We start from the raw sequence: 20,603 nt of genomic DNA on the forward strand, positions 1-20,603 counted from the left end.
TCGTAGTCTAAAAACCTTGATTACAAACAACAAAGTAAGCCTCGTGCAACACTACATAACTTTCGGTGATTCTATGTATCAGAAAAAGCGATTGGCGGCCGATCAGGGCAAGGGATTAGAGTGCGTGCAGGAATGGCTCACTCGATAGCCTGGACTACACACAGGAGGCAGCGTATGCATGATTCAATGATTGAACGCGTACAGAATAATCCGAAATTTCACGCCCTGGTGGCCACACGCTCGCGCTTTTCATGGGCGCTAACCGTGGCCATGCTGGTGATTTATTACGGCTTTATTCTGCTCATCGCATTTTCGCCCGCAACACTGGGAACCCCGCTCGGCAATGGCGTCACCACGCTGGGTATTCCGCTGGGGATTTTTGTCATCGTTTCGGCTTTCGTGCTGACCGGCATTTATGTGCGCCGCGCCAACTCGGAGTTCGATCAACTGACCCGTGAAGTCGTCGAGGAAGCCAAACAATGAAAACACTACAAAAATTGGGGCTAGCCGGCTTTGCCGCGCTGGCCAGCATGCCAAGCTGGGCCGCAGGGGCGATTGAAGGCGCAGTGCAAAAACGCGAGTTGAATATGCACGCCATCGTGATGTTCCTCGCCTTTGTTGCGTTCACTTTGGGCATCACTTACTGGGCGGCGCGCCGTACGCGTTCGGCCAAAGATTTTTACGCTGCCGGCGGCGGCATTACCGGTTTTCAAAATGGTTTGGCGATTGCCGGTGACTATATGTCGGCAGCGTCTTTCCTCGGTATTTCGGCCATGGTGTTTACCACTGGCTACGATGGCCTGATTTACTCGATTGGTTTTCTGGTCGGCTGGCCAGTGATCACCTTCCTGGTGGCAGAGCGCCTGCGCAATCTGGGTAAATACACCTTTGCCGATGTGGCCTCTTACCGCCTGGCGCAAACCCCGGTGCGCGTATTTGCCGCAACTGGCACGCTGGTGGTGGTGGCGCTGTATCTGATCGCGCAGATGGTGGGCGCAGGTAAGCTGATTCAACTGCTCTTCGGTCTGGATTACACCTACGCCGTGGTGCTGGTGGGTATCTTGATGGTGCTGTATGTGATGTTCGGCGGGATGCTGGCCACCACCTGGGTACAGATTATCAAGGCGATCTTGCTGCTTTCAGGCGCCACTTTCATGGCCTTTATGGTGATGAAACACGCCGGTTTCAGCTTTGAAACCATGTTCCAGCAAGCCGTAGCGGTGAAACACGCCGGGGCCGAAGCGCTCGCTCACAAAGCCGCGGTGGCATCCGAAGTAGCCGCCAAAGCCGTCGCCGCCAATGCCTCAGACGCGTCTGCCGCCGTCGCTTCCGCCACGGAGGCTGCTGAGAAAGCCGCTAAAGCCGCGAAAACCAATATCATGGCGCCGGGCGGTCTGGTATCCAACCCGATCGATGCCATTTCACTGGGCTTGGCACTGATGTTTGGTACTGCCGGTCTGCCGCACATTCTGATGCGCTTCTTTACCGTGGCCGATGCCAAAGAAGCCCGTAAATCGGTGTTCTATGCCACCGGCTTTATCGGTTACTTCTACATCCTGACCTTCATCATCGGGTTTGGCGCGATTGTGTTGGTATCCACTAATCCAACCTTTAAAGACGCCACCGGCGCGCTGATTGGCGGCTCGAATATGGCGGCAATTCACCTGGCCGACGCCGTGGGTGGTGATCTGTTCCTCGGCTTTATCTCGGCCGTGGCCTTCGCCACGATTCTGGCGGTGGTAGCGGGTCTGACCCTGTCAGGTGCTTCGGCGGTGTCGCATGATCTCTATGCTTCCGTGATCAAGAAAGGCAAAGCCAACGAAGCCGATGAAATCCGCGTGTCGAAAATGACCACGTTGGCCTTGGGTGTTGTGGCCATGCTGCTGGGTATTCTGTTCGAGAAACAAAACATCGCCTTTATGGTGGGCCTGGCGTTCTCGATCGCCGCGTCGGCCAACTTCCCGGTGCTGTTCCTGTCGATGTTCTGGAAAGGCCTGACGACCCGTGGCGCTGTCATTGGCGGGGCGATTGGTCTGGTCTCGGCGGTAGTGCTGATTATCCTTGGCCCAGCGGTATGGGTAGATGTACTGGGCCATCCAAAAGGCTCTGAGCTGTTTGCCTACAAAAACCCGGCCATCTTTTCGATGACTGCGGCGTTCTTCTTCACCTGGCTGTTCTCGGTGCTGGATAACAGCGAGCAAGCTCGCAGCGAACAAGGCAAATTCAATGCGCAGTTCATCCGCTCCATGACGGGTATCGGCGCAGAAGGCGCAAGCAAACACTAATTGCAACACATACCCTAGCGGGTATCTGGCAGCGCCCCGCCATCACCATGGCGGGGCGTTGTCGCTCAATGGGGCAGCACCATGACCACCGCGTTTCAATTCAATCAGCCGCCGTTTGATACACTCAGCGTACAAGAGCAGCGCGAGCTGGCCAGCCAGCTCAATCTGGAATATCACCCAGCCGGGCAAACACTGATTGCCGCAAACACGCCGGTCGATTCGCTGTATGTGGTGATGAAAGGTCTGGTCGCCGGTGGCGACGAGCAAGACAGCCTGTATGGCGAACACGAATTATTTGACGGCAAGGCCGTACTCGAAGGGCTGAGTAGCCACCCGTTTGTAGCGCTGGAAGACACCCTCGTCTGGCAGCTGCCCCGCGCCGCAGCGCTCGCACTGTGCCAGCGCAATAGCCAGTTTGCGGCGTTTTTCTACCAAGATGTGGCCCGCCGCATTGGCGAGCTTTCCCCCAGCCCGCAGGCACTGAGCCAGGCCATGCAAATGCTCAGCCGCGTGGGCGAGGTGGCGCTAACGCCGCTGCATACCCTGCCGGCTAATGCCAGCGTGCTCGAGGCCACGCAATGCATGGATAGGCACGGCTTGAGTGCCGTCCTGCTCAGCGACAGCGCCGGGCCGCGCATGTTTAGCCAGAGCGATCTGCGCCGTGCAATTTGCGCCGGGGCAATTCCGGCCAGCACACCGGCTAGCGCCTATGCCAGCACCGCACTGTTTACGATTAGCCCGGATGCCACCTTGCATGAGGCCATGCTGCTGATGATCCGGCACAGCATCCACCGGCTGGTGGTAAGTCGCGATGGCGAGCTGGTCGGCATTCTGGAGCAGCTCGATCTGTTATCCAGCCTTGCCAATAACCCGCACAGCATCGGCGTGCAAATTGAGCGCGCCAGCTCGCCGCAAGAGCTCAAACTCGCGGCCGAGCGCATGCATAGCTTGATTCAGCTGCTACAGCACAGTGGCATGAAAGTCACCCTGATTGCAGAAATGATCGGCGAGCTGCGCCAAAAACTACTGGCGCGGCTATGGCAACTACTGGCCCCGCCCGAACTCACCAGCCAGATTTGTCTGCTGGCGCTGGGCTCGGAAGGCCGGGGCGAGCAAATCTTGCGCACCGATCAGGATAACGCGCTGATCTATGCCGACGACGTCGATCAGGGCGTGTTAGCCCGTGTCGCCGAGCAGTTTACCGCCACCCTGATCACATTGGGCTATCCGCCCTGCCCCGGTGGCGTGATGATCAGCAACCCGGCCTGGCGGCGTAGCGAGGCCGAATTTCGCCAGCAGATCAGCGCCTGGACCAGCTCGCCCAGTGGCGAGCATGTGATGAACTTGGCCATCTGGCTGGATGCCAGCCCGATCATTGGCAATACCACCCTACTGTATCACCTGCAAGATCATTTAGATCAATGCCTAGATGGCAATACCCTCTTTATGGGGCATTTTGCACTGCCGATTGAGCGCTTTGCCAGCAGCCATGGCCTGCGCCCCAGCTGGCTACCCGGCGCGGCCAGTAGCCAAATCGACCTGAAAAAAGCCGCGATTTTCCCACTGGTACACGGCCTGCGTAGCTTGGCACTCGCCGCCCGCAACCGAAGCACCAATAGCTACCAACGGCTAGCCGCCCTACGCGGGGGCACGGTGATTAGCGAAGCGCTGGGCAACGATCTGGCCGCCAGCCTGAGCTTTTTGCAGGGCTTGCAGCTGAAATATGGCCTGCAGGCCCAGCAAGCCGGTCGCCCGGCCGAGCCGCAATTGGCGCTTGCGCAACTGAGCAGTCTGGAGCGCGAACTACTCAAAGACGCACTCGGGGTGGTGAAGCAGTTTCGCACCTTGCTGCGGCATCATTTCAAGCTGGATGCACTATGAGCTGGCTTGCGCATCTTCGCCCCAGTGTGTGGCTACGCCAGCAGCAACGCCGCCGCTTGCGCCGACCGGAATACGCCTTTTTATTCGCGCCGCCACCGGCGCAAGAGTGGGTGAGTCTCGATTGCGAGACGACTAGCCTAGATCCGAAAACCGCCGAGATCATTAGCATTGCCGCAGTGCGCATTCAGGGCCCGCGGATTGCGCTGGCCGAGCATTTTTCGGTGCTGATTCGCCCCAGCGGCGCACTCGACCCGAAAAGCATTCCGATTCATGGCTTGCGCGCACAGGATGTGGCGCAAGGGCTGGCACTGCCTGATGCGCTGGCGCAGCTACTGGCTTTTATCGGCTCGCGTCCACTGGTGGGTTATTACCTTGAATTTGATCTGGCCGTACTCAATCGCCAGCTCAAGCCGTGGCTGGGGATTAATCTGCCCAATCCGGCGATTGAGGTGTCGGGACTGTATTACGACAAGATGGTGAGCGCCTACAACCCGGAGGTGGATCTGCGCCTAGCTAGCATTCTGACGCAATTACAGCTCCCGACACTGCCGCGCCACGATCCATTAAACGACGCGCTGATGGCGGCGATGATCTTCCAGAAACTAAGAAAAAACCCTAATAGCAATTGATTTACAAGCACTTACAGCCTTCATCAGCGAGATTGATTTCGCGCATCAGAAAAGACAATTAGCTTTGCCCGCTGGCCAGCTTTACAGTCAGCCTATCCCTTTTGACCAACCGATTTGGCTTGTAGGAGTACACAGCATGAGCGGTATCGATTCAGTTCTGAAAGAAACACGGATGTTCCCACCCACCGACGATTTCCGCGTGAATGCGACTGTGTCGGGGATGGAAGGCTATAACGCCCTGTGCGAGAAAGCGAATAACGATTACGAAGGTTTCTGGGGCGACCTGGGCAAATCCATGCTGGATTGGAAAAAACCATTTACCAGTGTGCTGAACCAAGACAATGCGCCGTTCTACAAATGGTTTGAAGATGGCGTGCTGAATGTCTCTTACAACTGTCTGGATCGCCATCTAGAAACCAAAGCCAATAAAGTTGCGATCATTTTTGAAGCCGACGATGGCTCGGTCACCCGCGTAACTTACCGCGAGCTGTATCACCGCGTGTGTCAGTTTGCCAATGGTCTGAAATCACTGGGCGTTGCCAAAGGCGACCGCGTGGTGATCTATATGCCACATACCATCGAAGCCGTAGTGGCCATGCAAGCGTGTGCGCGGATCGGCGCGATCCACTCCGTGGTATTTGGCGGCTTCTCGGCCGGCGCACTGCGCGACCGGATTCAAGATGCGCAAGCCAAACTGGTGATTACCGCCAACGAAACCGTACGCGGCGGCAAAACTACCCCACTGAAATCAATTACCGATGAAGCGCTGGGCCTGGGCGGCTGCGAATCAGTAAGCAAAGTGGTGGTGTTCCAACGCACCAGCAACAAGCCAGAACACTGGAGCGAAGAGCGCAATATCTGGTGGCACAAACTGGTCAAAGACCAACCCGATACTTGCGAGCCAGAGTGGGTAGAAGCCGAGCATCCGCTGTTTATTCTGTACACCTCAGGTTCAACCGGTAAACCCAAAGGCATCCAGCATTCTTCAGCCGGCTACCTGCTGGGCACCCAAGTCACCATGAAATGGGTGTTCGACTACAAAGAATCCGATGTGTACTGGTGCACGGCCGATGTGGGTTGGATCACTGGCCACTCTTACATCGCCTACGGCCCACTGGGCATTGGCGCAACACAAGTGGTGTTTGAAGGCGTGCCAACCTATCCAGATGCTTCACGCTTCTGGCAAATGATTGAAAAACACGAAGTCACCACGTTCTACACCGCGCCAACCGCGATTCGCTCACTGATCAAGCTGGGCGGCGATCTGCCAAAACAATACGATCTGTCGTCACTGCGCCTCTTGGGCACCGTGGGCGAGCCGATCAACCCAGAAGCGTGGATGTGGTACTACGAAGTGGTTGGCGGCAGCCGTTGCCCAATCGTGGACACCTGGTGGCAAACTGAAACTGGCGCGAACATGATTGCCCCACTGCCAGGCGCAGTGGCAACCAAACCCGGCTCTTGCACCTTGCCTATCCCCGGCATTATGGCCGACATCGTGGATGAATCGGGCGCGCAAGTCGAGCTGGGCAAAGGCGGCTTCCTGGTGATTAACAAACCATGGCCATCAATGGTGCGCACCATCTGGGGTGATCCAGATCGCTTTAAGAAAACCTACTTCCCAGACGATTTTAACGGCAAGCTGTATCTGGCCGGCGATTCAGCGCACCGCGATGAAAATGGCTACATCTGGATCATGGGCCGGATTGATGACGTACTGAACGTATCAGGTCACCGTTTGGGCACCATGGAAATCGAATCGGCCCTGGTGGCCAACCCACTGGTGGCCGAAGCCGCTGTGGTGGGCAAGCCGCACGAGGTGAAAGGCGAAGCCGTTGTTGCCTACGTGGTACTGAAAGGCCAGCGCCCAGAAGGCGATGATGCCAAACGCATCGCGAAAGAGCTGCGCGAGTGGGTGGCCCATGAAATCGGCAAGATCGCCCAGCCGGATGAAATCCGCTTCGGTGACAACCTGCCGAAAACCCGTTCCGGCAAGATCATGCGCCGCCTGCTGCGCGATATTGCCAAAGGCATTGAAATCACTGCAGATACCTCAACGCTAGAAAACCCAGCGATCCTAGAGCAACTGCGTCAGTCGGCAATCTAAGCAGATCGCCCTGCTGGCAGTAACAAAGCAATACGCTTGACTGTAAACCACAGTACTTCCCCCCACCCGAGCCTCGCGCCGGGTGGGCTTTTTTTTGCCCATCGTGCGCTGTCATGACGGACTTTGTAGCGCATAATTTAATCCCTCTGCGCTACAGACCAGCTGCTTGCAATGACCATCACCGATCCGCCCACTCTTGTTACCTCTCCAAGCGACCATCGCCAGCGGGTGGCCGCCCAACGCCGCCTGCGTACTCGTAAGCGCCTCTTGTGTGAAGCCGTGCAGGTGTTTGCCCGCCAAGGGCTCGGGCAAGCAGTCATCGGGCAAATTATTCAACAGGCCGGCGTTGCGCGCGGCACTTTTTATAACCACTTTGCCACCGATGAGGCGCTGTATATTGCTGTGGCAGGGGAAGTCAGCGATGCGATCTTGCAGTTGGTGGATCCGCTGGTACTGCAGCACACACATCCGGCGGCGCGCGTTGCCTGTGGCATCAATACCGTACTGTCGCTCGTACGGGCGCAACCGAAACTTGCCCGTTTTCTCGACCGCGGCGGCGTAATGGCATTGCGTCATGGCACACTGGTGAACCAAGTTGTACCGCGCGATTTGCTGGCGGGCATGCAACTGGGCTGCTTTAGCGCGCAACCACTGCCATTGGCGGTTGATCTGCTGCTGGGGCCGCTGCAAATGGCTTTTCATCTGCACGCGCATGAAGACCCCGGCCCTGCCTATGGGCCCCTGATGACGGCGGGTATTCTAAGGGCCTTGGGGCTAGCCGCTACCGAAGCCAGCGCGCTGGCCAATACACCGGTGCACTGCCCAGCTATTGCGCCCGACAGTATTTTGCACTGGCTACAAAATGAATAAGGCCACCGAGCGGTGGCCTTGTGCTTGAGCGCAAATAATCAGAGATCAATCCGATCAATTTGCCAATCAATGCCATTAAAATCAGGCATTTCACGGCCATCATCGGCGCCAAACTCAGCCTGAATCACGGCATTAAGCTTGGCATTCATCTGCAGCACCAGCTGGGCTTGCTGGCCTTTTTTCGCGGCTAGGTTGTGCATTTCTTGAGGGTCTTGCTGCAGATCGTACAGCTCGACGTCATTCCACTGATAAATTTCATCCAGCGTTTGCGGCGTATTGCGCTCTAGCGGTGAAAAATAGCGGGTGAATTTATAACGACCATCAAACACCGTGCGCACACTACCGCGCTTTTTGAAATCAGGCCGATAGCCTTCGGCCTTTAGCGCAACCATTGGATCCGTTTTCTTAGCTACAGCAGCTGAAATCCGACGGATCAGTTCACTATCGTTGGTGGCCAAGCCGCTGTAGGTAAATAGCACCGACTCGCGCACCGCATGCAGGCCGGCTTTGCCCGGGTTGGCAAATAAGGCGGAAAGATCTTTGCCCGGCAAAGTGCGGCCCGCATATTCGCTGGCCTGCGTGGCATTCACGCCCGCCATGCTTAGTAAGCTGGGCACCAAATCAATATGCCCAGTCAGGGCTTTACAGTGCTGGCCGCCTTTCACCTGTGGATGCACGATATACAGCGGCAGGTGAATGACTTCCTGATACGGCATCGGGCCTTTGCCGCGCAAACCGTGCGCGCCGCCCATTTCACCATGATCGGAGGTGAACACGATGATGGTGTTGTCATCCAGATTCAGCGCCGCCAGCTCATTGAGCAACGTTTCCAGTTGCTGATCCACCAGTTTGAGCGAATTAAAATAAAAATCGTTAAACCGTTGCCAGCGCTGGGGCTCAGCGGGTACCCGCCCCAGGGTATAGCCCCAGCAGCGATCAAATTCGCCATGCGCAGCCGGACGCCCCGGTGCATCAAAGGGCTGCTGCCAATTGGCAGGTAGTGGATGATGCCACTTAGTTTGATAAGCCGCATGCTCAGGCGCGCGCGCCGCTTGCATCATCAGCTCACCGGTATCCTGCACCTGCTCGCCCGGTAAATCGGTATTGAAATACATAATGTCATGCGGGTTTACCAAGCTGACAAACAACGCCCATGGCTTTTGCTCGGCATTCAGGCTTTGCCCTTTGTCGCGCAACCATGCCACCGCACTGCCGGCGATCATCTGGTCATGTTTATAGCCGCCCAGCGTATGCGCCAACACATCACCCGGCCAAACGAAATCGGCAAAACCATACTCGTCCATTTCTTTGGTAAAGAGTTTTTCCGGGGTTTCCTGATCGAACTCGGCATTCAAATGCCATTTACCTTTGTAGGCGGTGTAGTAGCCTGCTTTACGCAGCATATGCCCCACCGTCGGCACTTCGGTCGACAGCGGCTTCACATATTTCATGTCGGCGTTTTCAAACATTTTGTTGTCTGCAGTTTGCAGGCCCGTCATCAACACCGAGCGCGAGCTAGTACACATTACTGCGGGACAATAATGATTGTGAAAGGTGATGCCGGCCTTTTGCAGTCGCTCATGCCCGGGCAGGCGATAACCGCGCGGAAGCTTGCTCAAGTAACGCTCTTGATCGGTAAATACAAACAAAATATTCGGCTGCTGGTTACTCGCGGCTTTTTTCTTCAGTGGCGCGGCTTGTGCTTGCTGGGCAGGGGCCAAGCCGGGCACAGCATCGACTGCCGTGGCCACCGCCACGGCGCCGGTAAGCGTTAGAAAATCACGCCGGGTCACACTGGGCGCAGTAGGATGTGTAGTGGGCTGGTGATCGGACATGAGCTTCTCCAGAGTCATCCCGCGCGGCAAGGCGCGGTGTATCCTATGTGGTTGAATTTATGCATTTATATGCATTTATCATTTTGTGCAGCCGCCTTAGCGGGCTGGTTTTCATAATGACACTTTGTTTATTTACAAACAATCATTCGTGCTGCAAAACTCAATTCAAGCATCTGGCTGTCGCAAATCCACCCCAATCCGCCACACGCCCGATTAAATATCGACACCGAAGCCACGCCCAAATGCTGCACTGCGGCGTTTATAGTACAAACGTTCAACAGGCTTGAACCGCAGCCCGCTTGCGCCGACAATAGCCGCTTAGCTCACCGACTGATGCCGCCATGTTTGTTGACTTCCCCAACTCCCCCTATCAGCTATTTCAACCCTTTCCGCCCGCAGGCGATCAGCCCACGGCAATCGCCCAGCTGATTGAAGGACTTGATGATGGTTTGAAGTACCAGACTTTGCTAGGGGTGACCGGCTCGGGCAAAACCTACACGATGGCCAATGTGATTGCGCGCACCGGGCGGCCCGCCATCATCATGGCGCCGAATAAAACCCTGGCCGCGCAGCTCTATGCCGAAATGCGCGAGTTTTTCCCGAACAACGCGGTCGAATATTTCGTCAGCTACTACGACTACTACCAGCCCGAAGCCTATGTGCCGAGCCGCGATTTATTTATTGAAAAAGATTCGGCGATTAATGAGCACATTGAGCAGATGCGTCTGTCTGCCACCAAGGCAATGCTCGAGCGGCGCGATTGCATTATCGTTGCCACCGTATCGGCGATTTACGGTATTGGCGACCCGAGCTCCTATCACGCCATGATTTTGCATCTGACCGAAGGTGAAGCCATAGGTCAGCGCGACATCATCAAACGCCTCACCACCATGCAGTACGATCGCAATGAGCTTGATTTCTCCCGCGGTACCTTCCGTGTGCGCGGCGATGTAATCGATATTTTCCCGGCCGAATCGGCCGAGCTGGCGCTGCGGGTTTCGATGTTTGACGATGAAATCGAAAAACTTAGCCTGTTTGACCCACTGACCGGTCAAATCAAACAGCGGGTTGGCCGCTACACCGTGTTTCCTAGCAGCCATTACGTCACCCCGCGCGATACCGTGCTCAAAGCCATCGAAACCATTAAAGATGAGCTGCGCGAGCGGCTGTCGTTTTTTCATCGCGAACAAAAATTGGTCGAGGCACAGCGGCTCGAGCAACGCACCCGCTTTGATCTGGAAATGCTCAATGAAATGGGCTTTTGCAAAGGCATTGAAAACTACTCGCGGCATTTTTCCGGCAAACCGGCCGGCGAAGCGCCACCCACGCTGCTTGATTACATTCCCAAAGATGCGCTGATGATTCTGGACGAAAGTCACGTGATGATCGGCCAGGTGGGGGCCATGTATAAAGGCGACCGCTCGCGCAAGGAAAACCTCGTCGATTATGGCTTTCGCCTGCCCTCGGCGCTGGACAACCGCCCACTGAAATTTGAAGAATTCGAGCGGCTGATGCCGCAAACCATCTTTGTCTCCGCCACGCCTGCCGCCTACGAAGCCGAGCATCAGGGGCAAGTGGTTGAGCAAGTGGTACGCCCGACAGGGCTGGTTGATCCCATCATCGAAGTGCGCCCGGTGGGCACGCAGGTGGACGATCTGTTGTCGGAAATCCGCAAACGTACCATCGATGGCGAGCGTGTGCTGGTCACCACACTCACCAAGAAAATGTCCGAGCAACTCACCGATTACCTGGCCGAGCATGGCGTGAAAGTGCGCTATTTGCACTCGGACATTGATACGGTAGAACGGGTAGAGATTATTCGCGATCTGCGATTAGGTGTGTTTGATGTGCTGATCGGGATTAACTTATTGCGCGAAGGCTTGGATATTCCCGAAGTATCGCTGGTGGCGATTCTGGATGCCGATAAGGAAGGCTTCCTGCGCAGCGAACGCAGCTTGATTCAGACTATCGGCCGTGCCGCGCGTAATCTGAACGGCACCGCGATTTTGTATGCCGACCGCATCACCGATTCGATGAAAAAAGCCATCGATGAAACCGAGCGCCGCCGCACTAAGCAAATCGCCTTTAACGAGGCCAATGGCATTACCCCACGCGGGGTGATCAAGCGGATTAAAGACATCATCGACGGGGTCTACAACGCCGAAGAAGCCGTAGCCGCCCGGCTGGAAGAAAAGAAACAGCAGCTGGTTGCCGAAATGGACGAAAAACAGCTGGCCAAAGAGCTCAAACGCCTGGAAAAAGACATGCTCACCGCCGCGCAAAATCTGGAATTCGAACGCGCCGCCCAGCTGCGCGACGAGCTCAAACAGCTGCGCAATCGCGCTTTTGGCCACGATTAAGCGGCCCAGCGGCAACCCGATTAGCTTTAAACATCACTAACCGAAACACCACTTGCCAGCAAACACCGAGGGTATCTGCATGAAGTCATTCATTCATAAGCTCTGCACTATCATACTTGCCACCAGTATCTGTAGCGGCAGCGCTTTCGCGGCTGAAGCAGGCAATCAGGCATTTGGCGAGCTCACGCCAAGCTGGCTGGACTGGATGGATGGCCCGCAACCGTGGCGCACCTGGCTGGTCGCACCGGTGGCCACCCGGCATTTTGATCGACAAGCGGTGATTGATGACAATCTGAATGAAAACAACCCGGGGATTGGCCTTGAGCGCAGCAATGGCCGCTGGCACTGGATGCTGGGCGGCTACCGCAATTCTTTGCGCGACACCTCGGTGTATCTGCAGCTGGGCTGGACGCCGCTGCAAATCCCGCTAGGTAGCTCAGCCCACATCGCCTTGGGCGCCGCCGCTGGCCTGGTCAGTGGTTATCAAAATACCGATAAAGGCTATCCGATTGTGCCGGCGGGCGGCTTTCTGGTGTCACTGGAAACCGATTATCACGTGGGCCTGAATCTGTTTATTGTGCCCACGCTACAGGCGGTGGATGTGGAAGGCTTTGTTGCCGCCCAGATCAAGCTTAATTTTTAAGCGGCCACCTGCGCTGTCACACCAGCGCCACAATCACCCGACCATCAGCCACCCTTGCGGTGGCTTTTTTATGCCCTGCACCGCTGGGCCTAGCTAACATTCACACCACGCCAAAGCGCATTCCCGCGTACAAATCCAGTTTGAAACGCTTGTTTTATAAGGGTATTTATATAGATCAACGCAGTTGATTTATTAATTCTAGCGGCATACTCTTTTGATAAATCAAATTGATTTATTTATCACAACAAACAATTTGATCACGACACCCACACACAGGAAGCACTTCAGGAGAACGATCATGCTGCAAGTTAACCGCATTCAACTCGCCATCGCCGCCCTGGCCACCAGCCTAAGCCTGCCCGCGCTGGCCGCCGAACCCGTGATTGGCCTGATCACCAAAACCGAAACCAATCCCTTCTTTGTGAAAATGAAAGAAGGCGCGGCCGCGGAAGCCAAGGCCAAAGGTGCCAAACTGCTTACCGCCGCGGGGAAAGCCGACGGTGATAATGCCGGCCAAGTCACCGCGATTGAAAACATGATCGCCGCCGGAGCCAAAACGATTCTGATCACCCCGAGCGATTCGAAAGCCATTGTGCCCACCATCAAAAAGGCTCGTGAAAAAGGCGTGCTGGTGATTGCACTGGATAGCCCCACCGACCCAATGAACGCCACCGATGCGCTGTTTGCCACCGACAATTACAAAGCCGGGGTGCTGATTGGCAATTACGCCAAAGCTGGCATGGCCGGTAAGCCGGTCAAAATCGCCACGCTGGATCTCTTTCCCGGCCACCCTGTGGGCGCCCAACGCCACAATGGCTTTCTGCAAGGGTTTGGGCTGAAATCCCTGGACGCCAAGAGCAACGAGCTCGCCAAACCAGCCGAAGTAGTGTGTATGGCCGATAGTTTTGGCGATCAGGCCAAAGGCCAGACCGCGATGGAAAACTGTCTGCAAAAAAACCCTGACATCAATCTGGTTTACACCATCAATGAGCCGGCGGCAGCAGGCGCCTATAACGCGCTGAAAAAAGCTGGCAAAGAGAAAAACGTGATGATCGTATCGGTGGACGGTGGCTGCCAGGGGATTAAAGACGTTGCCGCCGGCAAAATCGCCGCAACCTCGCAGCAATATCCGCTGAAGATGGCCGCCATGGGGGTTGCAGCGGGGGTGGAATACGCGAAAACCGGCAAAAAACCGAGTGGCTACACCGATACCGGCGTCACGCTGATTGCCGCGAAAAGCGTCAGTGGTGTGGATAGCAAAGACACCAAAGTTGGCCTCGATCTGTGCTGGGGCACTAAATAAGCCCAGCGGGCGCAGCCCCGTGCTGCGCCCTGCCCCACTGGGGCTTTCTCATCTCAGTTCTGAATTTCTAGACCTACGCAGCAAGGAGCGGTGTGATGCCGAGCTGGAAAGACCAAATGCCGTCATTAGGAACGCTAGGGCCGCTGATTGCCTTAGTACTGGCCTGCGGCTTCTTTGCCCTACAGAGTGAGCAGTTTCTCAGCGGGGCGAATTTTTCTCTGATATTGCAGCAAGTGATGGTGGTAGGGCTGATCGCCATCGGCCAAACCCTGATTATCCTCACCGCCGGAATCGACCTTTCCTGCGGGATGGTGATGGCACTGGGCGGGGTGGTGATGACGAAAATGGCCCACGATCATGGCTTGCACCCGATCGTAGCGATCGGTATTGGCTTTGCCGTTACCGCTGGCTTTGGGCTGATTAACGGCCTGCTGGTCACACGGATTAAACTGCCCTCGTTTATCGTCACGCTGGGCACGATGAATATTGCCTTTGCCCTCACCCAACTGTATTCCCAGTCGCAAACGATTACCGATCTGCCCGCCGGCATGACCTTGCTGGGCAATACCTTCGCCATCGGCCAAACCCAAGTAGCCTACGGGACGGTGGTGATGCTGGCCATGTATGCCCTAAGCTGGCTGTGGCTGCGCGATACTGCCACCGGCCGGCATATTTATGCCGTGGGCAACAACCCCGAAGCCACTCGCCTCACCGGGATCGCCACCCACAAAGTCCTGCTGCTGGTGTATGTGCTGGCGGGCCTGTGCTACGGCCTAGCCGCCCTACTCTCGGTAGCGCGCACGGGTGTGGGGGACCCAAATGCTGGGCAAACCGAAAACCTAGATGCCATTACCGCCGTGGTCTTGGGGGGTACCAGTCTGTTTGGTGGGCGGGGTATCATCATTGGCTCGCTGATTGGCGCCCTGATTGTGGGGGTATTTCGCAACGGGCTAACACTGATGGGGGTTTCATCGGTATACCAGATACTCATTACCGGGATTTTGGTCATTCTTGCCGTCGCCACCGACCAACTCTCACGCAAAGGGGGCCGCTAAGATGAGCGCGATCACCGAACTCGAACCCAGCACGCACAGCCTGAATATCGACCCACGCCCACTGGTACTCCAAGCCAAGGGGCTGGTTAAACGCTATGGCCAGGTCACTGCGCTGGATGGCGCCGATTTTGAACTGCGCGCAGGCGAAATCATGGCCGTAATCGGCGATAACGGTGCCGGTAAATCATCGCTGATCAAAGCCCTGTCGGGCGCGATTAGCCCGGATAGCGGCGAAATCTTGCTCGATGGCCAGCCGGTGGTATTTAAAAGCCCGATTGATGCCCGCCGCGCCGGAATCGAAACGGTGTACCAAGATCTGGCCGTTGCGCCGGCGATGACCATTGCCGAAAACCTGTTTCTGGGGCGCGAAATTCGCCGCAACAATGTGCTGGGGCAATGCTTTGGCGCACTGGATAAACGCAAGATGCTGGAAGACAGCATTGCCTATATGCAAGAGCTGAAGATCGGCATCCGCTCGATGAGCCAGGCCGTAGAGACGCTATCCGGTGGTCAGCGCCAAGGTGTAGCCGTGGCCCGAGCGGCCGCCTTTGCCCGCCATGTGGTGATCATGGATGAACCCACCGCGGCGCTGGGGGTTAAAGAAGGCAATATGGTGCTGGAATTAATCCGCAATGTGCGTGATCGCGGGCTGCCGGTGGTGCTGATCAGCCATAACATGCCGCATGTTTTTGAGATTGCCGACCGGATTCATGTCGCCCGCTTGGGCCGGCGTGCTGCGATCTTGAACCCGAAAGCCATCACCATGAGCGATGCTGTGGCCGTTATGACCGGTGCGATGAAACCGGCCGATATTCCGCCGCACTGGCTAGCCCAGTAACAGGAGCCCACGATGCTAAAAGGAATTGATCCACTGCTTACGCCTGAACTACTGAAAGTGCTGGCGGAAATGGGGCACGGCGATGAAATCGTCCTCGCCGATGCCAATTTCACCGCCGCGACGCTGGCCAAAGGCAAGCCATTGCTGCATCTGGCCGGCGCGGGGATGGCCCGTACGATGGAAGCCATTATCAGCCTATTGCCGCTTGATCAGGATGTGGCCGAGCCGGTGGCCTATATGCAGGTAAGCCACCAGCCTGAGGGGTGGCGCAGCGCACTGCAGCGCCATGTGATTCACCAGCTCGTTGAGCAGGGCCACGTGCAGGCTCAGCAAGTTGAGGCGATTGAGCGGTTTGCATTTTACGAGCGGGTCAAGCAAGCTTACGCGATTGTGCTTACGGGCGAGTTGCAGCCCTATGGCAACTTTATCCTGAAAAAAGGAGTGATTTGTGAACCGCTCGCCGGATAATGCGGCGCTGGAAAGCTCGGCCGCCAAGCTCAAGCCGCGTGGCTCATCGCAAGATGGGCTGCGGCAATATAATGAGCGGGTGATTTTGCAGGCTGTACGGCTGCACGGCCCGCTGCCGAGCGCCGAAATTGCCCGCCTTACTGGCCTGACCGCGCAATCCATTTCCCAAATCACCAAGCGGCTGCTGGATGAAGAGCTGCTGCGCAAGGAAACCCCACAACGGGGCAAAGTGGGGCAGCCATCGGTGCCGCTGGCCCTAAACCCAGATGGGGCTTTGGCCATTGGGATCAAAATCGGTCGCCGTAGTCTGGATGTGCTACTGGTCGATTTTACTGGCCAGGTGCGCGGCCGCTGGGAGCTGCAATATGCGCTGGCCAAGCCCGCGCAGGTGCTGGCCCACATTGCCGCCAGCCTGGAGCAAATCCGCGCCAGTCTGCCCGCGGCGCTGTGGCCACGGATTCAAGGCATTGGCCTAGCCGCACCGCTGAATATGGGTGGCTGGCAAGAGCTACTCGGACAAGACCCCAGCGTCGCCGCGCAATGGCGCGCGCTGGCGCTGGACGAAGAAGTCAGCAAACTGACCGGCCTGCCCGTGCAATCGATCAAAGACACCTCCGCCGCCTGTGTTGCCGAGCTGGTGGCCGGGCGCGGGCGGGATGTGCGCAACTTTGTGTATGTGTTTGTCGATACCTTTATTGGTGGCAGCTTGGTGCTCGATAGTCATCTGCACCTTGGCCGCAATGGCAATGCCGGCGCAATGGGCTCGCTGCCGCTAGGACAAGTAACGCGAGGGGCGCAAACCCAGCTGCTGAATGTGGCCTCACTTTACCAACTGGAAAACCGCTACGTGGCCGCTGGGCTGGATGGCACCGCCACCAGCGATGGCCGCAGCATGTCGGCGGGCTACTGGCCACATACCAGTCTGTGGCTTGACGAATGCGCCCCTGCCATCGCGCTGGCGCTACTGAATGCAGCCTGTTTGCTTGATCTGGAAGCCGTGATTGTGGATGGCTGCTTTTGCCGCGAGCTGCAGCAAGCATTGCTGCAAGCCATTCAAAAAGCCATGCACAAAATGAACTGGGAAGGCGTCACCCCGCCCGATTTACTCGCTGGGGCCATTGGGCCGGATGCGCGTGCACTGGGTGGTGCGCTGTTGCCGCTGTATGCCAATTTTGCCCCTGATCGGGATTTATTCCTGAAACTGAATGAAGGATAAAGCAAGCATGAGCCACGCCGCCCTCCCTCACTGCATTGCCGCTGGCGAAGCACTCACCGATTTGATCCGCACCAATGGGGAGCAATGGGTGAGTAAGGTCGGCGGTTCAACCTGGAATGTCGCCCGCGTGATGGCAAGCCTCGGGCTACCCACAGCCTTTGCCGGCGCGATTAGCACCGATTGCTTTGGCCAAGATTTACAAGCCGCCAGCGTGGCAGCGGGACTAGATTTACGCTATCTGCAAACTGTGGCCCAACCACCACTGCTGGCCATCGTGCATCAGCAGCATCCGCCGCAGTATTTCTTTATCGGTGAAAACAGTGCCGATCTGGCCTTTAACTGGCAAGCCCTGCCCCAAGGCTGGGAAAGCGCGACCGACTGGCTGCATTTCGGCGGCATTAGCCTCGCTCGCGAACCACTGGCCAGCCATCTCGTGGAGATGGCGCGACACGCCAAGCTGCGCGGCGTGCGCATTAGTTATGACCCCAATTACCGGGTTTTAATGGGGCCCAGCTATCAGGCCACCTTGGCCAGCATGAGCGCCCTAGCGGATGTGATTAAGGTATCGGATGAAGACTTGGCCGGGCTGTTTCCGGGGCTCGAGATGGCGGCAGCCTTGGCCGCCTTACGCGAGCTCAATCCACAGGCCATGGTGTTGTTCACCCTGGGCGCAGCTGGCGCCAGCCTGATCAGCGGCGAACAAACCGTCAGCGCGCCCGCAATTCCGGTGGACGTGGTAGACACCGTGGGTGCCGGTGATGCCGCGATGGGTGGGCTGATCTACAGCCTACTCACCCAGCCCGAGCAACCTCTCGCGCAGCATTTACACTTCAGCCTCGCCTGTGGCGCCGCCGCCTGTGCCCAACAAGGCGCCACCCCACCAACGCTGGCTCAGGTACAAAAGCTCTTAACTAGCTAAATAAAGGCCAAAAACAAAAAAAAGCCACCCGCAGGTGGCTTTTTGCGTATCGAAGCTTACTTGCTTTTCGCCAGCATCGCTTCGATCTGTTCTTGTGGCACCGCGCCAGAAACAATCTGGCCATTGGCAAATACCAGCGCGGGGGTGCCGCTAATGCCCAATGACGCCCCCAGCTGCATATTGCGCTCGATCGGGTTGTCACACTCCGGGCCGTTTTCAGGCAATTTGCCATCAAAGAACCAATTGCGCCACACCGCCTGCTGATCTGCACTACACCAGATCATGCCTGATTTACGCGCAGCATCAGGGTGCAAGCCTGGCAGTGGCATCAGGAAATTATAAATGGTGACATTGTCTAAGCCATTGAGGCTGACTTGCTCCAAGCGCTTACAAAATGGGCAATCTGGATCGGTAAAGACCGCCATTTTGCGGCTACCATCGCCCCGTACGATTTTTACCGCATCTGCAAATGGCAGTTTGTTAAAGTCGGTTTTGGATAGCTCAGCGATACGTTTTTCAGTCAGGCTCTCTTTTTTGGTGACATCCACCAGCTCACCAACAAACATATACTGACCTTTGGCATCGGAATAAACGATGTTGTTCTTGCCAATCACGATCTCGTACACGCCCTTCACAGGGGTGGAATTCACCGCATCAACAGGGCGGCCCAGCTTTTTACTAATGGTTTCTTTCAGGTTTTTCGGCGGTGTATCCGCCTTCGCCGAGCAAGCCACCATAGTCAGTACGCCAGCCGCAACCAGCAATCGGGTCAGATGTTTCATAGTTTTCCTTAGGAATCCATCGCGTGACGGATCAGTTGACGCTTCAACCATGGCAGCTGGTCGGTTGCTGCCAGACCAAAGTTGCGCATGGCCTTCACCAATGGATGAGGCGTATCGAATAATCGTTGCAGTCCATCGCACACGGTCTGCATTAATAACACCGGCTCACGCCGGGCACGTTCGTAACGGCGTAGGACTAGCACATCGCCCAGACGTTCCGCGGGTGTTTGCTGTAAAAGTTGCGCTAATTCTTGCACATCACCAAAGCCAAGGTTCACGCCCTGCCCAGCCAAAGGGTGCACCGTGTGGGCCGCATCACCAATCAAGGCCACCCGTGCACGCACAATACTTTCCGGCTGATTAAGCCGTAATGGGAAAGCCGCGGCTGGGGTAATCAGTTGCAGCGGACCAAGGCTCATATTTCCCGCTTGGGCCACGCGAGCCACCAGCGCAGCGGGGTCTAATTGTAGTAGCTCATCCCGTAGCGCATCCGCACAGGACCAAACCATCGACATTTGCTGATCGGGCAAGGGCAAAAAGGCCAGAATGCCATCGGGGCGGAACCATTGCTGAGCCACACCGTAATGCGGCTTTTCACAAGCAAAGTTGGCCACAACCCCAGCTTGACCGTAAGGGCGGGTTTTAACTTCAATACCGGCTTGCTGGCGCAGCCATGAGTTAGCCCCATCAGCCCCAACTATTAGGCGCGCGGACAGCTGTTGGCCATCACTCAGGGTCAAGGTCGCCGCAGAAGGGCTAATCTCTAGTTGCTGGGCTTGCACCCCGCTAATGATGCGGACATTGGGCGCTTCGCCAAGCGCCAACCAGAGCGCACGCTGCAGTTCACGGTTTTCCAGAATGGTGGCTAGTGCATCCACACCGCTATCGAGCGCGGAAAAATCCAGCTGGCTGTGGCCATCGCCACGAATCTTCATCGCGCTCACCGGGCATGAACGCGCCGGCCGTAACTGCTCCCAGGCGCCAATCTCGGCCAATAATCGCTGACTAGCGCGGCTAATGGCGTAAACCCGCTGATCCCAGCTCTCGACGGGCCAATCCAGCTGCGGCTCGCGGACCTCGATCAGGATGACTTCATGAGCAGAATGGCGCAGCGCCAAGGCCAGTGCCGAGCCGACTAAACCACCACCCAATACAATTACATCTGCGTCATATGCTTTCATGCGCAAGAGTTTAACATCGTTAACGCACAGGCAACATCATACAAAGTGCCAGTGGCCAAAGCTGAATGTGAGCAGAGCTGGAATATTTATACAAACAAGGGATTTGCTACAGGGGTAAAACTGAGAGGTGCTACAGAGATTACTACTTGAAGAAAGTGGCGTCCCCACGGGGAATCGAACCCCGGCCGCCGCCGTGAAAGGGCAGTGTTCTAACCGCTAAACTATGGGGAC

17 protein-coding genes and 1 tRNA gene are annotated in these 20,603 nt (G+C 56.6%); 14 read left to right on the top strand and 4 right to left on the bottom strand.

Annotated features, from left to right (window positions below; all coding sequences use genetic code 11):
• Nucleotides 1–174: 174 nt before the first annotated feature.
• The 6 genes from L991_RS00330 (at nucleotide 175) to L991_RS00355 (ending at nucleotide 7,772) form a co-directional block, all read left to right on the top strand.
• On the top strand, nucleotides 175–483 hold the full coding sequence (locus tag L991_RS00330; protein WP_028449596.1) for a DUF485 domain-containing protein: 309 nt from the start codon (nucleotides 175–177) through the stop codon (nucleotides 481–483).
• Entirely contained in the window at nucleotides 480–2,285 is a 1,806-nt protein-coding gene (locus L991_RS00335; protein WP_034619270.1) for a cation acetate symporter, read from the top strand. Before L991_RS00330 ends, L991_RS00335 begins: the two co-directional genes overlap by 4 nt.
• A gap of 81 nt (nucleotides 2,286–2,366) precedes the next feature.
• The gene (locus tag L991_RS00340) at nucleotides 2,367–4,166 is read left to right on the top strand and encodes a DUF294 nucleotidyltransferase-like domain-containing protein (protein ID WP_047390877.1); all 1,800 of its coding nucleotides are present in this window, start codon (nucleotides 2,367–2,369) and stop codon (nucleotides 4,164–4,166) included.
• Nucleotides 4,163–4,795 (top strand): 3'-5' exonuclease, encoded by a 633-nt coding sequence (locus L991_RS00345; protein WP_047390880.1) that lies wholly within the window; start codon nucleotides 4,163–4,165, stop codon nucleotides 4,793–4,795. The genes L991_RS00340 and L991_RS00345 overlap by 4 nt, the downstream gene beginning before the upstream one ends.
• A gap of 136 nt (nucleotides 4,796–4,931) precedes the next feature.
• Entirely contained in the window at nucleotides 4,932–6,902 is a 1,971-nt protein-coding gene (acs, locus tag L991_RS00350; protein ID WP_047390884.1) for an acetate--CoA ligase, read from the top strand.
• Nucleotides 6,903–7,073: 171 nt separating this feature from the next.
• Nucleotides 7,074–7,772, top strand: coding sequence for a TetR/AcrR family transcriptional regulator (locus tag L991_RS00355; RefSeq protein ID WP_047390888.1), 699 nt, complete (start codon nucleotides 7,074–7,076; stop codon nucleotides 7,770–7,772).
• 38 nt (nucleotides 7,773–7,810) lie between these two features.
• Here L991_RS00355 and L991_RS00360 read toward each other — a convergent pair whose 3' ends face one another.
• A complete protein-coding gene (locus tag L991_RS00360) occupies nucleotides 7,811–9,607 on the bottom strand; it encodes a sulfatase-like hydrolase/transferase (RefSeq protein ID WP_047390891.1) in 1,797 nt (598 codons plus the stop codon).
• A gap of 341 nt (nucleotides 9,608–9,948) precedes the next feature.
• Here L991_RS00360 and uvrB point away from each other — a divergent pair, with 341 nt between their 5' ends.
• The 8 genes from uvrB to L991_RS00400 all read left to right on the top strand — a co-directional run bounded on the left by uvrB (nucleotide 9,949) and on the right by L991_RS00400 (nucleotide 18,409).
• Nucleotides 9,949–11,967, top strand: coding sequence for an excinuclease ABC subunit UvrB (gene uvrB, locus L991_RS00365; RefSeq protein WP_047390893.1), 2,019 nt, complete (start codon nucleotides 9,949–9,951; stop codon nucleotides 11,965–11,967).
• A 79-nt stretch (nucleotides 11,968–12,046) separates the two neighbouring features.
• Nucleotides 12,047–12,610, top strand: a complete 564-nt coding sequence (locus tag L991_RS00370) for a hypothetical protein (protein WP_047390896.1) — start codon at nucleotides 12,047–12,049, stop codon at nucleotides 12,608–12,610.
• Nucleotides 12,611–12,908: 298 nt separating this feature from the next.
• The gene (locus L991_RS00375) at nucleotides 12,909–13,913 is read left to right on the top strand and encodes a sugar ABC transporter substrate-binding protein (RefSeq protein ID WP_047390899.1); all 1,005 of its coding nucleotides are present in this window, start codon (nucleotides 12,909–12,911) and stop codon (nucleotides 13,911–13,913) included.
• A 116-nt stretch (nucleotides 13,914–14,029) separates the two neighbouring features.
• Nucleotides 14,030–14,968, top strand: a complete 939-nt coding sequence (locus tag L991_RS00380; protein WP_231550456.1) for an ABC transporter permease — start codon at nucleotides 14,030–14,032, stop codon at nucleotides 14,966–14,968.
• 1 nt (nucleotide 14,969) lies between these two features.
• A complete protein-coding gene (locus tag L991_RS00385) occupies nucleotides 14,970–15,806 on the top strand; it encodes an ATP-binding cassette domain-containing protein (protein WP_052190447.1) in 837 nt (278 codons plus the stop codon).
• A 12-nt stretch (nucleotides 15,807–15,818) separates the two neighbouring features.
• Nucleotides 15,819–16,274, top strand: coding sequence for an RbsD/FucU family protein (locus L991_RS00390; RefSeq protein WP_047390906.1), 456 nt, complete (start codon nucleotides 15,819–15,821; stop codon nucleotides 16,272–16,274).
• The gene (locus tag L991_RS00395; protein ID WP_047390908.1) at nucleotides 16,255–17,490 is read left to right on the top strand and encodes an ROK family transcriptional regulator; all 1,236 of its coding nucleotides are present in this window, start codon (nucleotides 16,255–16,257) and stop codon (nucleotides 17,488–17,490) included. Before L991_RS00390 ends, L991_RS00395 begins: the two co-directional genes overlap by 20 nt.
• Before the next feature lie 7 nt (nucleotides 17,491–17,497).
• Nucleotides 17,498–18,409, top strand: coding sequence for a carbohydrate kinase (locus tag L991_RS00400; RefSeq protein WP_081986346.1), 912 nt, complete (start codon nucleotides 17,498–17,500; stop codon nucleotides 18,407–18,409).
• A 56-nt stretch (nucleotides 18,410–18,465) separates the two neighbouring features.
• On the opposite strand, the gene L991_RS00405 is transcribed toward L991_RS00400, so the two are convergent.
• From L991_RS00405 to L991_RS00415, 3 genes are all read right to left on the bottom strand, one after another.
• Complete coding sequence (locus L991_RS00405; RefSeq protein WP_047390914.1) at nucleotides 18,466–19,191, bottom strand: DsbC family protein; 726 nt, start codon at nucleotides 19,189–19,191, stop codon at nucleotides 18,466–18,468.
• An 8-nt stretch (nucleotides 19,192–19,199) separates the two neighbouring features.
• Nucleotides 19,200–20,372 (bottom strand): UbiH/UbiF family hydroxylase, encoded by a 1,173-nt coding sequence (locus tag L991_RS00410; protein WP_047390917.1) that lies wholly within the window; start codon nucleotides 20,370–20,372, stop codon nucleotides 19,200–19,202.
• Between the two features lie 156 nt (nucleotides 20,373–20,528).
• A tRNA-Glu gene (locus L991_RS00415) sits at nucleotides 20,529–20,603 on the bottom strand.

The sequence above is a fragment of the Chitinibacter sp. ZOR0017 genome, assembly GCF_000799095.1.
GTDB lineage: Bacteria > Pseudomonadota > Gammaproteobacteria > Burkholderiales > Chitinibacteraceae > Chitinibacter > Chitinibacter tainanensis.

Bases quoted from the DNA above. Each gene is read 5' to 3' on its own strand.
- L991_RS00375 (WP_047390899.1), top strand. From the start codon at position 12,909: ATGCTGCAAGTTAACCGCATTCAACTCGCCATCGCCGCCCTGGCCACC.
- L991_RS00335 (WP_034619270.1), top strand. From the start codon at position 480: ATGAAAACACTACAAAAATTGGGGCTAGCCGGCTTTGCCGCGCTGGCC.
- L991_RS00405 (WP_047390914.1), bottom strand. From the start codon at position 19,191: ATGAAACATCTGACCCGATTGCTGGTTGCGGCTGGCGTACTGACTATG.
- L991_RS00370 (WP_047390896.1), top strand. From the start codon at position 12,047: ATGAAGTCATTCATTCATAAGCTCTGCACTATCATACTTGCCACCAGT.
- L991_RS00360 (WP_047390891.1), bottom strand. From the start codon at position 9,607: ATGTCCGATCACCAGCCCACTACACATCCTACTGCGCCCAGTGTGACC.
- uvrB (WP_047390893.1), top strand. From the start codon at position 9,949: ATGTTTGTTGACTTCCCCAACTCCCCCTATCAGCTATTTCAACCCTTT.
- L991_RS00345 (WP_047390880.1), top strand. From the start codon at position 4,163: ATGAGCTGGCTTGCGCATCTTCGCCCCAGTGTGTGGCTACGCCAGCAG.
- L991_RS00385 (WP_052190447.1), top strand. From the start codon at position 14,970: ATGAGCGCGATCACCGAACTCGAACCCAGCACGCACAGCCTGAATATC.
- L991_RS00355 (WP_047390888.1), top strand. From the start codon at position 7,074: ATGACCATCACCGATCCGCCCACTCTTGTTACCTCTCCAAGCGACCAT.
- L991_RS00330 (WP_028449596.1), top strand. From the start codon at position 175: ATGCATGATTCAATGATTGAACGCGTACAGAATAATCCGAAATTTCAC.
- L991_RS00400 (WP_081986346.1), top strand. From the start codon at position 17,498: ATGAGCCACGCCGCCCTCCCTCACTGCATTGCCGCTGGCGAAGCACTC.
- acs (WP_047390884.1), top strand. From the start codon at position 4,932: ATGAGCGGTATCGATTCAGTTCTGAAAGAAACACGGATGTTCCCACCC.
- L991_RS00410 (WP_047390917.1), bottom strand. From the start codon at position 20,372: ATGAAAGCATATGACGCAGATGTAATTGTATTGGGTGGTGGTTTAGTC.
- L991_RS00380 (WP_231550456.1), top strand. From the start codon at position 14,030: ATGCCGTCATTAGGAACGCTAGGGCCGCTGATTGCCTTAGTACTGGCC.
- L991_RS00390 (WP_047390906.1), top strand. From the start codon at position 15,819: ATGCTAAAAGGAATTGATCCACTGCTTACGCCTGAACTACTGAAAGTG.
- L991_RS00340 (WP_047390877.1), top strand. From the start codon at position 2,367: ATGACCACCGCGTTTCAATTCAATCAGCCGCCGTTTGATACACTCAGC.